This window comes from Chitinophaga sp. CC14 (assembly GCF_048957795.1).
Lineage (GTDB): Bacteria > Bacteroidota > Bacteroidia > Chitinophagales > Chitinophagaceae > Chitinophaga > Chitinophaga ginsengisegetis.
The window spans coordinates 254,529-267,963 of record NZ_JARBFY010000003.1 but is presented as its reverse complement, the minus strand read 5'-3'; the positions used below and the strand labels follow the sequence as shown (position 1 = coordinate 267,963).

Genomic DNA, 13,435 nt, shown 5'->3' with positions numbered 1-13,435 from the left:
CCTACCCCGGCTGCTGTTCAATTTAATCAACAAACAAGTCGGTAAACATTATTTATTAATTCAACCAAACATTGCAAAAGTATGCAACTTAAGGCTATTTGTAATTCCGGTACCCGCAGATATTGGAAATTTGCGGGGCTCTCAACCAAAACTTTGTTAGTTATGAAGCTAACTTCTTTTCTGCTGCTCCTTGCTGCCTTGCAGGTAAGCGCTGAGGGCAGCGCCCAAACGGTGACTTATTCCGCCAAAGCGGTGAGTCTCCAGAAAGTGCTGAACGTGATTAAAGCACAAACGGGCTATGTTTTCTTTTACGATAAAAATGATCTGAAGAACAGCAATCCTGTTTCGGTAGACATAAAAAATGCGTCGCCACAAGCCGCGATGGAAGCAGTATTGCGTCAGCAGCCGCTGAGCTTTGAAATCCAGGGCAATACCATCTTCATTACAAAAAACGAAAAACCGGCAGCAGCGCCGGTAGCCGCACCTCCTCCTGCTACCATTACAGGAAAGGTAATAGATGATACCGGGGCGCCGCTTCCGGGCGTTTCCATCGTTATAAAGGGCACCCAGAAAGGGGTTGTTTCCGGACCGGATGGCAGCTTCCAGCTGGCAAATGTGCCGGAGAACGCGGTATTGGTAGTAAGCAGTATCGGGTACATCTCCCAGGAAATCAAGGTGGCCGGAAAAACACAGATCAACATCTCAATGGCGCCGGATGTAAGCGCTCTGAAACAGTTTGTGGTAGTGGGTTATGGCACACAGAAAAAAGCGAACCTCACCGGTTCCGTTACTTCTATCGGTACAGAACAACTTACTAACAGGCCGGTAACAAGCCTGGGCAACGCATTACAGGGTACAATGCCTGGTATTACCGTAACAGCCGCCAAGAGCGGACAACCAGGCAGTGATGCAGGCCAAATCCGTATCCGCGGTATTGGTACACTAAACAATGCCGACCCGGTAATTGTGATAGATGGAGTAGTTACTAACCTGAGTAGTCTTAATAATATTAACCCCGACGATATTGCTACGTTATCGGTACTGAAAGATGCAGCATCTTCCGCTATCTATGGTTCCCGTGCAGCCAACGGCGTTATTCTCATCACCACCAAACAAGGCAGGAAAGGCCCGCCCCAGGTTACCTATACCGGCTATGTAGGTAAACAAAAGGCCACCGGCTTACCAGACTTTTTACCTTCCTGGCAGGCAGCCACATTATACAACCAGGCGTTGAGCAATGAAGGAAAAGCAGCCCGCTGGACAGATGCAGAAATCCAGAAGTTCAAAGATGGCTCTGATCCTTTTAGATATCCCAATACCGACTGGCTCGACCTGTTTTACCAGGGCAACGGCCTGCAACAGAATCACTATGTAGGTGTTTCCGGCGGTAGCGACAATACACAATACGCTTTCTCTTTAGGCGTATTTGATCAGAATGGCCTGATTGAAAAAACAAATGCAAAACGCTACACCAGCAGGCTGAACATCACTTCTAACATCAACGATAAAATAAAGATAATCGGCAATATCGCCTTTACTTCTTCCGGCAGAAATGAACCAAGCAACCCTTACACCGGCGATTTTACGCAGCTGGTAAGACAAATCAACCGTATCTCCCCTACCATTCCTTACAAATATGAAAATGGTCACTATGGCTATATTTCAGATGGTAGCCCGATGGCATGGCTGGAAGGAAACAGCCTGAATAAATACAATAACTACGACCTGATAGGTAATGTAGGCGCAGATTGGGAAATTGTGAAAGGACTGCATTTCAAGCCCTCCCTTGCCTATGTGATGAAGATCGCCCATAACAAGAAGTTCATTGCGGATCAGCAGTATTATGATGCCGCCGGTAACAAAACATTTTACCAGGGGCCAAATTACGTAACGGATGAAAATACCTTTGGCAATACTGTTACCCAGCAGGCTTTACTGGACTACACCAAATCCTTCAGTAAACATAACTTCAAAATACTGGGTGGTTACTCCCAGGAGCTGACCAAATTCAGCTTTGATGACGGCTACCGGAAAGGATTCCTGAATAACCAGTTAACCGATGTTAACCTGGGTTCAACCGATGGACAGAAAACCAGCGGCTATTCCTACCAACTGGCACTTCAATCTTATTTTGGCCGGTTAAACTACGACTTCGACGGTAAATACCTGTTTGAAGCGAACCTGCGGTATGATGGTTCCTCCCGTTTTGCTCCCGGCAACAGATGGGGCTTATTCCCATCCTTTTCCGCCGGCTGGAACATAGACAGGGAAGACTTCTTTACACCATTGAAAAAATATGTTTCCAATCTTAAAATAAGAGGTTCGTGGGGACAACTGGGTAACCAGAACGTAATAGGCCCGGATGCTACTAAATACCCCGCAGCTCCTTACTATCCGTGGATCTCTACCATTGACGGAAGCCAGAACTATACTTTTGGTGGCACTGCAGCCGCTATTGCTGCCGGCGTATCGCCTATCAATGGAGCTAATAAAGATATCAAATGGGAAAGCACCACAGAAACAAGCGTGGGTATTGACGCAGGCTTCCTGGATGGAAAATTAAACTTTACCGCAGATTACTTCTATAAACCAACACATGATATCCTCCTTTCAGTACCGGTTGGCGGAGTATATGGTTTGAACGCGCCTGTTCAAAATGCTGGCTCTGTGCTGAACAAAGGTTGGGAATTTTCACTCAGCTACGCGAACAACGCAGGTGATTTCAAGTACAATGCCTCTGTTAACGCAGCCTTTATCAAGAATGAAGTAACCGACCTTCACGGAACCGGTCCGATTATCGACGGCTATACCTTTAGACAGGTAGGCTACCCGATCAACTCCCTTTATGGATACGAAGCAGATGGCATTTTCCAATCGGCCGACGAAGTGTCCAAATCGCCTTATCAATCCAACAGGACTGCTGCCGGTGATCTGAGATATAAAGACAAAGACGGTAACGATACCATTAACAGCGCCGACAAAGTATACCTGGGCAACTATTTCCCGAAAGTAACCTTTGGTGTTAACCTGGGCGGCTCCTGGAAAAATATTGACCTCAATATCTTCCTGCAGGGCGCTGCCGGCGTAAAAACATACATCGATGCCGGAAAACTGGGCAGTGTAAGTTCTTCTGCGGGCAAACCTACTTCTGCTTTACTGGATACCTGGACACCGGAAAATACTTCCGCTGCTTTGCCACGTATCTGGAATGGCTATACGCAAAACGATCCTGGTGGAACGCCTTCTTCCTTCTGGGTGAAAGACGGATCTTACCTGCGTCTTAAAAACCTGCAGGTAGGATATACACTTCCGGAAAGAGTAGTGAAAAGGATCGGTATCAACAAAGTACGTTTCTACTACAGCGGACAAAACATCCTCACCTTCGACGGCCTGTATAAATGGATAGATCCTGAAGCATCTATTACGAGCAGTATCTATTACTACCCGCAGGTGAAAGTGCACACGTTTGGCGTAAATGTTAGTTTTTAACGAAAAACAATCAACATCATGAAAAGGAACATCCTCTATATAATTTTATTCTCTGCTGCGCTGCAATCCGCATGCAACAAAGATTTTCTGGACAGACAACCACCATATGCCTACAGTAACGAATCCCTCTGGAAGTCGCAGGGTGACGCCCAGGCTGCGCTGAACGGCTGCTACAAAGACTGGGAAGGCGACTACACCCTGCTCTATATGGACGCTGTGAGCGATAATATGTATAGCCAATACTACTGGGAAGGCTATACGGACTATGGCAATGGCAACATTACGCCTGCCAATACCAGCGCCTCCAAACGCTGGAGCTATACCTCCATCCAGAAATGCAACTGGTTCCTGGAAAACGTTGATAAAACGCAGATGGACGAAACCTTAAAAACACAGTTCAAAAGCGAAGCCCGTTTCCTGAGAGCTTACCAGTACTTTACCCTGACACAGCTTTATGGAGATGTGCCGCTGGCTAAAAATACCGTAACCACGGAAGAAGCCAATACCATTTCCAGAACAGCCGCTACCGAAGTACGCAAATTTGTATTGGATGAACTGGCAGCCATTGCGCCTACCCTGCCGGTAAGCTATAGCGGCAGCGACGTTGGACGTATTACACAAGGTGCTGCGCTTTCCCTGAAAGCCAGGCTGGAATTGTACGATAAAAATTACGCCGCCTGTATCGCCGATTGTAAAAAGATAATGACCCTGGGTTATGAACTCTTTCCAAATTACCAGAACCTGTTCCGTATCCAGAACGAAAACAATAAAGAAGTGATCCTCGATGTACAATACAAAGAGAACGACTATCCCAATGCCGATATCGGCGTAATGCCATCTTCTTCTTTTGGCGGCTGGGGTTCCCTCGATCCTACACAGGCGCTGGTGGATGCTTACGAAATGAAAAACGGTAAACTCATCACAGATCCAACATCCGGCTATTCCGAAAATGATCCGTATAATAACAGGGACCCGCGCTTAACCGCTACCATCGTGTGCCCTGGCCAGTTGTATGAAGGTAAGTACTACAACTCCATTCAAAACACATCCGGCGATTATTATAACGGGGATAACAATTCCAAAACGGCTTATATCCCGAAAAAATTCACGTCTAACCTCTCCGACTATACGGATATGTGGAACACCGGCCTGAATATGATTGTGATCCGCTACGCAGAAATACTGCTCACTTATGCAGAAGCACAAATTGAATCAGGCGTTATTGACAATACCGTGTATGATGCGATAGATGCTGTCAGAACCCGTGCAGGCATGCCGGCGGTAGACAGAACAGTTTATAACACCGTTGATAAAATGCGTACACTGGTAAGACGCGAACGCAGGGTGGAACTGGCACTGGAAGGCTTACGCTGGTACGATGTGCAGCGCTGGAAGATAGGCACCGCCGTTAGATCCGGCACGGTATATGGCGCCCGGTTGGGCACTGTAGACCCTACCAATGGTAAGCTCACCCTCAGCGGGGATCATATCGCCGTAGAGCAGCGCACCTTTGTGGAAAACAGGGATTATCTCTGGCCCGTACCACAGGCAGAAAGGGATATCAACAAAAACCTGACACAAAATCCAGGCTACTAATACAACTGTAACAATCAAACGAAATCCCGCGAGTTGAAAGATGAGCGGGATTTTTTTATGCTCAAAAAGTATTCACATGTATCGTTTCATTACCGGTTTGCTGGTTTGTTTTATGCTTCCTTTCACCTCGTACGCACAGCAAACCAGGACCGTTCTTAACTTCAATACCCACTGGGCCTTTCAAAGAGGCGATATCACCGGCGCGGAGCAGCTAACATTCAATGATAAAAACTGGTCGGGCGTCAGCATCCCGCATGTAATGCGTATTGAGAAAAAGCATAACGGCGGTAATGCGGTATACCAGGGCATTGGCTGGTACAGGAGATATTTTAAAGTACCCCCCTCCTCCCGTAATAAAAGGATCACCATTTGTTTTGAGGGTGTGCAAACCACTGCTGATGTATATCTCAACGGCCACAAAATAGCTACCCATACAGGCGGCTATATGGGCTTTGTGGTAGACATCAGCGGGTATGTGAACTTTGAGAAAGATAATGTGCTGGCAGTGAGGGTATCTAATAAAGATAACCCGCAGATCCCACCGGGAAAGCCACAGTCGAAGCTCGACTTCAACTACTTTGGCGGCATTTACAGGAATGTGTCGATGGTGGTTACTGAAAAAGTGTTTATCTCCCATCCGCTGGAAGCCAATAAGGTAGCCGGTGGCGGCGTGTTTATCACCTACCCTGCGGTGAGCAGCGACGCCGCGGCTGTTGCCATAAAAACCAATATTGTGAATGCTTCCGGCAAACCGGTACATACCACGCTGAAAACAACGCTGGTAGATGCCAGTGGTATGCCGGTAGCAACAGCAGCCAGTGAGCAGCATATCCCTGCACAGGCAGATGCGGATATCCGGCAATCGCTTACCGTGAGCGCACCTCATTTATGGCATCCCGATCATCCTTACCTGTATCACCTGGTATCCGTTGTTTATGAAGACAATGCACCGGTGGACAGCCTTATCACGTATACGGGCATACGAAACATTGCCTTTGCTGCCGACGGCTTTTATATCAACGGAACGAAGCTATACCTGCGTGGCGCTAACAGGCACCAGGCATACGAATACACCGGCGACGCAGCAACAGATAACCTGCAATACCGCGATGCCCTTCAGCTCAGGAAAGGAGGCTTTAATGCGGTGCGCGCTGCGCATTATCCCGCCTCCCCCGCATTCCTGGATGCGTGCGACAAAACAGGCTTGCTGGTGATTGCGTGCGAGCCCGGATGGCAGTTCTTCTCCAAAGATTCCCTGTTCGTTGCAAACACTTACCGCGACATACGCGAGATGATCCGCCGGGACCGCAACCACCCATCCGTTTTCCTGTGGGAAACGTCACTCAATGAATCGCCTGCCACGGCAGCATGGATGCAGCAGGCTGTGCAAACGGCACGGGAGGAAATGCCCGGCAACCAGCTGTTTGTAGCCGACGATTTTAATGCACGCAGTAAAGATCATTACAACGTTTCCTATAAAGTAGTCAATGAAGATGGCTCCGATCCTATGCCGTCACGCCCGTTTATTACCCGTGAATGGGGCGATACCTGGATGGCCGATGCGGAAAAAGAAAACAGCCTGCGTGCCAGCAGGATGTACACGGAAAAAGGATTGATCAACCAATGCGTACTGCGGCAAAATGCCTTGAACGGGGAAACGTCTGAAGCACTGGGCGGCTACTGGGATCACGGCGGACTGGATGCCAATTCCAGGATAGGCGGCTACTTTGTATGGAGCTACAACGATTACACCCGCGGCTCCGATCCTATCACCGCTTTCAGCGGCGTTACCGATCTTGACCGCTATGAAAAATTCAGTTACTACCAGCTCCAGGCCATGCAGGATGCCCGCAATCCCGCGTATGGTCCTATGGTATATATTGGCAGCTACAACAACCAGCCGGCTTTGGATAGCGCGATCATGATATTCTCCAACTGCGACGCCGTACAGCTTTACCGGAACAACAAATTCTGCGGTGAAATAACCAGGGAGCAAAACGCCCGTACCGCACCTTTTGTAGCGGCTAAAGGCGGCAACCCCTACTTTGTTTTCCACACCGGCAAATACGAGCCCGGGGAACTGAAAGCCATCGGTATCCTGGATGGGAAAGCTACCTGCACACATATTGTAAAAACACCCGGCACGCCTCATCACCTCGAAATTGAAATTCCGGCAGATGCTGGGGCTTCCGTTGCCGACGGCTTTTCTATGACACCTTTTTATGTGAAGGTATGCGACCGCAACGGCACGCTTGTATCTAACGAAACCGCCGGGCAATCCTATACTGTTCAGATCAGCGTATCAGGACAAGGCACTCTCATAGGCGGAAATATTCCGGCAGCAGGTATCGCTTTGCAGAAAACAGAAGGAGGTATTGCGTATGGTGTTATCCGTCACGCTGCCACTGCCGGAAACATACAGATCAATGTAAAAAGCGCCGGCATGGCTCCCGGCAGCAAGGTGATTAAAACAACCGCATCGCCGTATGAATACGTAAAAGATGGCGCCCGCCGGCAATGGATACACGAAGATAAAAAAACAATGGCGGCGAACTATACAGACACCATCCCTGTCAAACAACTCCAGGAGATTAAGCTCACCGGCAAAGCCGGCTTTGTGCAACCTGCGGATGATGGTTTGCGTGCGGTTATCGACGGCAACACCGCCACAGGATGGGTATCCGGCGAGGGAAGTATTCCTGTAAGCATCACCCTGGATCTGAAAAATGAATACCAGCTGAGCGGCAGCCGCGTAGTGTGGGGAAAAGACAGCGACTGGTACACTTACAGCATTGCGGTATCCGCCAATGGCAGCGACTGGGTAAGTGTAAAGAATACAGAACGGGTATCCGGTCAAAATTATCAGCCGGTGCTTTTCGATCATGCAGCGGTGAGGTATGTCCGTTATCTTATTACCGGTATCCAGCCTGAAAGCAGCAGGATAGCAGTGAAGGAAATACAGTTATACGGGAAGAGGTAGCTGCTCCACCTGTTTACAGGGTAAAACCATTTAATGAAGAAAGGTGGGAAGCACCATAATTCCCACCATCATTAAATGTTTGAGATACAATCGCAGGTGTTGCAGCGCATGTGTGATCTGGTTTTCCACGCTTCTCTTGGAAATATTCAAACGTTCTGCTATTTCCTGGTTACTGAGTTGTTCCTCCCTGCTCAACAGGAAAATTTCTTTACTGCGTTTTGGTAAATTGCTGAGGGAAGCGTGCAGTTGCCGGCGGAAAGATTGCTCCTCTATTTTTTCTTCAGCAGCATTACCGATGGCTGCCATATGTTCTTCGGCTTCTACTACCTGGAATACTTTTCTCGATTTCAGCACGCGGTATACGTGATAGCGGGTAGCAGAAATGATATAGTTACGAAAGTGATTAATCTGTAGTTCTTCTCTTTTAAGCCATAACGTGAGGAATACATCGTGCACAATTGTTTCGCTTGCTTCCGGATCGCTTAGTATGTTGTTGGCGGTTTGATACATCTTTCCCCAATAACGGTTAAACAACAGGTTATACGCTGTTTTTTCACCGTCTCTGACTGCAAGCCATAAATCAGCATCTGCTGTGTTAGCATCCCACCTAATCATGTCACAAAAATTGACAAAATAAAATTACCTCCGTGTTAAATTAAGATGAAATATCAAGGAATTGATCCTGGTTGATTGTCACTGTAACACCTGTTGGTGCTTCCTTCCCTGACAAAATACTCTTTTTTTTAAAAAGTAGGTGTGTTAGGGAAAATAATTGTCTCTATAGAGTAAATGAATCGCCTGTGATGACAAAAGAAGAATACCTTGATCTGTACGAAAGGTCCCTGAAAGGGGATTGCAGCCCGGAAGAACTGGCCCGGCTGCAGCAGTATGAGGATGACTTTTGTTTTTCCGATGAAGCTCATTCCGACGAAATCTTAAAAGAAAAAATATACAACAGGCTCTCTGCAAGTATTGCACGGGAAGAGAACGTAAAACGGATGTTCCCCTGGAAAGCGGTAGCGGCAGCAGTAGCAGTGTTGCTGGTGGCCGCATCCGGCTTCCTGTATTTTAACGGCCACCTGTCGCAACGGAACAAACCGCTGGCGGTAGCAATTGAAAAAACACCCGTATTAAAACAGGACATTCCACCCGGTACCAATAAGGCCGTGCTTATCCTGGCCGACGGCAGCGAAGTAGAGCTGAATAAGGCCACAGAAGGGCAGATAGCAGCGCAGGGTAATACCACGGTGAACAAGTCCGGCAACGGTCAGTTGATTTACCAGCTGGCGGATAAACCACAAACAACTTCCCTGGCAGTATTTAATACCCTGGCCGTTCCGCGGGGCGGGCAATACAACCTGACACTGCCGGATGGCAGTAAGATCTGGCTGAATGCCGCCAGTAAAATACGTTTCCCTATCCAGTTCACAGGTAAAGAAAGAATGGTAGAACTGGAGGGAGAAGCCTATTTTGAAGTAGCGCATAACCCGCAGCAGCCTTTTATAGTGAAAGTAAAAGGAATGCAGGTAGAAGTACTGGGTACGCATTTTAACGTGATGGCATACACGGATGAAGCCACTATAAACACTACGTTACTGGAAGGAAAAGTAAGACTGCGCAACGACCGGGCAGCCGAAGTGACACTAACCCCCGGACAGGAAGGAGTATTTACCGGGAGTAAAGGTTTTAAGGTGAACAAAGCAGATATAGAACAGGTAATGTCATGGAAGAATGGCTATTTTATTTTTAATGATGAAGACCTGACATCCATCATGCGTAAAATTTCACGTTGGTACAACGTGGATATCGAATATAGCAGTGGCACAAAGAAATTATCTTTTGCGGGTAGTATCTCCCGTTTTAAAAATGTTACAGAAGTATTAAATATGCTGGCATTAACAGGAACAGTACAATTTAAAATAGAAGCAGGAAAAATCACTGTCATTCATTAACCTATCGTCCACAACATATCGGCCAGGTCAATAATTCGTAAACAAAACTTTATTTATGAAGCGTAATGCTCATGCCTTGAAAAAGGCAGGTCTACTGTCATGGGAGAAACTCAGGATGGTCAAGCTCTCCTTCTCTCTTGTTATTTTTCTCTCTTTGCAGGTAAGCGCGGTTACCTATGCGCAAAGGGTAAATCTTTCTGAGAAACAAACCCCGTTGAGGGAGGTGTTTAAAGAGATAAAAAAACAAACCGGTTACAATTTCCTGCTCAACACAGAGATGCTGGCAGATGCCCGGCCGGTAACGCTCACCCTGGTGAATGCCACGCTGGAAGAGGCATTAAACAAGTGCTTTGAAGGACAGCCTTTTACTTACACGATCAACAACAACACCATTGTTGTTAAAAGAAAGGCCACACCGGTGGTGGTAGCTGAAGAAATAACCGGTACCGTTACCGATGAAAAAGGTATTCCTATTCCCGGCGCCAGGATATTGAATCAAACCACCAATAAAGGAGCTATCACCAACGACAAGGGTGAATTTAAGATTGCCATGAATCCGGGTGAAAAGTTGTCTGTAAAAATGCTGGGATATGAAGAAATTATTATTACGGCAGATAGTAAACAGGACTACAACTTCCGCCTGAAGCCATCTACGGTGGGCCTGGATGCGGTAGTAGTGGTAGGTTATGGCACGCAGAAAAAAGCCAACCTTACCGGTGCGGTGAGTATGGTGAGCAGCGAAGACTTCAAAGGCCGCCCGGCTACCTCCGTTGTTTCAGCATTGCAGGGACAAATGACCGGCGTTACCGTGATCAATGCCACAGCCATTCCCGGCGGTTCCGATGAAAATACAATCCGTATCCGCGGTATCGGTACGCTCAATGATGCCGGTCCGCTTGTAGTGGTAGACGGTATTCCCGGCGGCAACCTCAGTATCCTGAACCCTGACGATATTGAAACAGTTTCCGTGCTTAAAGATGCGGCCTCCTCTTCTATTTACGGGGTGCGTGGCGCTAACGGCGTTATTCTTGTTACCACTAAAAAAGGTAAAAGCGGCAAGCCTTCTTTAACCTATACCAATTATTTCGGCGTACAAACACCTACTGCGTTACCTACTTTCCTGGGTTCCGTGGATTACATGACGTTGCTGAATGAAGCCAAAGTGAATGCGGGCAATAATCCTACCTATACGCAGGAACAAATTGATATTGCCAAAAACGGCAGCGATCCGAATTATTACGCCAATACCAACTGGTTGGAAGAAATGTACAAGTCCAGCGCACCACAGCAAAACCATACGCTGAACCTTTCCGGTGGCGCCAATAATATTAACTATTACCTGTCTTACGGCTTCCTGAAACAGGGCGGCCTTATTACCGGCGACAACTACAACGCCAAAAGACACAATGTGCGTTTAAGAATTAATACCACGCTGTTCGATATTCTTCAACTGGATGCCAACCTCGGTTATATCGACCGGAACCAAACCGGTTCCAGCGCCGATGTAAGTGGTACAGGCGGCCCTATCCAATCAGCCCACCAGATCTCTCCGCTGGTACCGGTAAGATTTACTACCGGTGGCTGGGGATATCTTGGCGGTTCGGTGAACCCGGTTGCTCTTGTAACAGATGGCGGCACCAATGATTTCTCTTCACAGGAAATTACCGGTAACATCCAGGCGACGCTGAATATTACAAAAGACTTTCGCTTAAAAGGGCAGTATGGTCTTGTGAAAAGTAATTCTTTCAGACAGATCTTTACAAAAACTATTAACTACTATAGTCCCGAAGATAATTCACTGATTTACCAGACCAATAATCCTAACAAGATTGACAACCGGGACTATACTTCTCTCTACCAGACCGTAATCGGGATGGCAGAATATGAAAAAACCTTTGCAGGAAAACATTACGTAAAAGCACTGGCTGCGGCTTCTTCTGAAGAAACGGTGAGCCGTAATTTCACCGCCAGCAGAACCAATCTGCCTACGCAGGATCTGGGCAGCATCAACCTCGGTACACTCAACCCGCTCAACAGTTCAGATGGCAGCCAGAATGCGTTGCAATCCATGTTTGGCCGGGTGAATTACGCCTACAGCGACAAATACCTGCTGGAAGGTAACTTCCGCTACGACGGATCTACCCGGTTCGCCGCAGACCTGCGCTGGAACTGGTTCTTCTCCGGATCGGCAGGATGGGTATTTTCAAAAGAACCTTTCTTCAAATCACTGGAAGGCATTATCAACTTTGGTAAAATCAGGGCATCATATGGTACGCAGGGTAATGATAAAGTGCAGGATGACTTTGGATATCTTTCTTCCATCAGTTCCGTTGCGACTATGCCTATCGGTAATGTGCTGACTATCGGTTACCGCCAAACAGGTATTCCCAATCCGTTGCTCACCTGGGAGTCCATGACCAAACAGGACATCGGTCTGGATCTCACCTTCCTGAACAACCGTTTAAGCCTCACGGCAGATTACTACATCAACAACACCAACGACATTCTCCTCCGGGTTCCGTTGCCGGATGTACTTGGCATGAATGGCAGCTACCCCTACCAGAATGCCGGTAAAGTGCGCAACAAAGGATGGGAGCTGATGGTAGGCTGGCAGGACAGGATCGGTGATATCAGCTACGGCATAAGCGGAAATTTATCTGATGTAAAGAATGAGGTGATAAGCTTAGGCAATGCGCCGGCCACTATTGCCGACCAGATCAGAACAGTGGGTCAGCCGATTGACGCGTTTTATGGCTTTGTGGCAGACCGTATTTCACAGATCTCTGATTACTCTTACGATGCCGCTACCAACAAATACACGCCGCTGTTTCCCTATGATGCCAGCTATCCTATGATGCCGGGTGATATCATTTATAAGGATTTAAACAATGATAAAAAGATCACCGCAGCAGACGACCGCCAGGTGATAGGCAGCGCTATTCCCCGGTATACCTATGGTTTTAAAGGAAATATTGCGTACAAAGGTGTTGACTTCAGCTTTTTTTTACAGGGAGTAGGCAAAGCAGATGGATGGATCACAAGCGCTGCCCGTCATGCTTTTATTAACGATGGTTCCAATCCGCAGCCGATCCACCTCGACCGCTGGACGCCTCAAAATCCTGGCGCCAGCTATCCGCGGCTTGCCTATGGTTACTCGTATAACCAGCGCCTGTCGACCTTCTGGCTCGAAAATGCTTCCTATCTCCGGTTAAAAAATATCCAGGTAGGATATACGCTTCCTGCAAGTCTTACCGAAAAGCTGAGGATAGACCGCTTCAGGCTTTATTTCTCTGCCGACAACCTGTTCACTGCTTCCGACTTCTTTTACGGATATGATCCGGAAACACCGGTGAGCAGCGGTGGTTTCTATCCACAGGTGAAAACATTTGTATTTGGTTTAAACATCAATTTTAAATAA

General features: G+C 47.5%; 6 protein-coding genes. 5 read left to right on the top strand and 1 reads right to left on the bottom strand.

Annotated elements, in window-relative coordinates; genetic code table 11:
• Window positions 1-162 precede the first annotated feature (162 nt).
• The 3 genes from PV783_RS11035 (at window position 163) to PV783_RS11025 (ending at window position 8,065) form a co-directional block, all read left to right on the top strand.
• On the top strand, window positions 163-3,489 hold the full coding sequence (locus PV783_RS11035) for a TonB-dependent receptor (RefSeq protein WP_420987986.1): 3,327 nt from the start codon (window positions 163-165) through the stop codon (window positions 3,487-3,489).
• An 18-nt stretch (window positions 3,490-3,507) separates the two neighbouring features.
• On the top strand, window positions 3,508-5,085 hold the full coding sequence (locus tag PV783_RS11030) for a RagB/SusD family nutrient uptake outer membrane protein (protein ID WP_420987985.1): 1,578 nt from the start codon (window positions 3,508-3,510) through the stop codon (window positions 5,083-5,085).
• 76 nt (window positions 5,086-5,161) lie between these two features.
• Window positions 5,162-8,065: a glycoside hydrolase family 2 TIM barrel-domain containing protein gene (locus tag PV783_RS11025; protein ID WP_420987984.1), complete on the top strand. Its 2,904-nt coding sequence runs from the start codon at window positions 5,162-5,164 to the stop codon at window positions 8,063-8,065.
• Between the two features lie 30 nt (window positions 8,066-8,095).
• Here the strand turns inward: PV783_RS11025 and PV783_RS11020 are convergent, their stop codons facing one another.
• Window positions 8,096-8,680 (bottom strand): sigma-70 family RNA polymerase sigma factor, encoded by a 585-nt coding sequence (locus PV783_RS11020; RefSeq protein WP_111580550.1) that lies wholly within the window; start codon window positions 8,678-8,680, stop codon window positions 8,096-8,098.
• Between the two features lie 188 nt (window positions 8,681-8,868).
• On the opposite strand from PV783_RS11020, the gene PV783_RS11015 reads away from it, so the two are divergent.
• Both PV783_RS11015 and PV783_RS11010 read left to right on the top strand, forming a co-directional pair.
• Entirely contained in the window at window positions 8,869-10,017 is a 1,149-nt protein-coding gene (locus PV783_RS11015; RefSeq protein WP_420987983.1) for a FecR family protein, read from the top strand.
• Between the two features lie 55 nt (window positions 10,018-10,072).
• Window positions 10,073-13,435 (top strand): TonB-dependent receptor, encoded by a 3,363-nt coding sequence (locus PV783_RS11010; RefSeq protein WP_420987982.1) that lies wholly within the window; start codon window positions 10,073-10,075, stop codon window positions 13,433-13,435.

Bases quoted from the DNA above. Each gene is read 5' to 3' on its own strand.
- PV783_RS11020 (WP_111580550.1), bottom strand. From the start codon at position 8,680: ATGATTAGGTGGGATGCTAACACAGCAGATGCTGATTTATGGCTTGCA.
- PV783_RS11010 (WP_420987982.1), top strand. From the start codon at position 10,073: ATGAAGCGTAATGCTCATGCCTTGAAAAAGGCAGGTCTACTGTCATGG.
- PV783_RS11030 (WP_420987985.1), top strand. From the start codon at position 3,508: ATGAAAAGGAACATCCTCTATATAATTTTATTCTCTGCTGCGCTGCAA.
- PV783_RS11015 (WP_420987983.1), top strand. From the start codon at position 8,869: ATGACAAAAGAAGAATACCTTGATCTGTACGAAAGGTCCCTGAAAGGG.
- PV783_RS11035 (WP_420987986.1), top strand. From the start codon at position 163: ATGAAGCTAACTTCTTTTCTGCTGCTCCTTGCTGCCTTGCAGGTAAGC.
- PV783_RS11025 (WP_420987984.1), top strand. From the start codon at position 5,162: ATGTATCGTTTCATTACCGGTTTGCTGGTTTGTTTTATGCTTCCTTTC.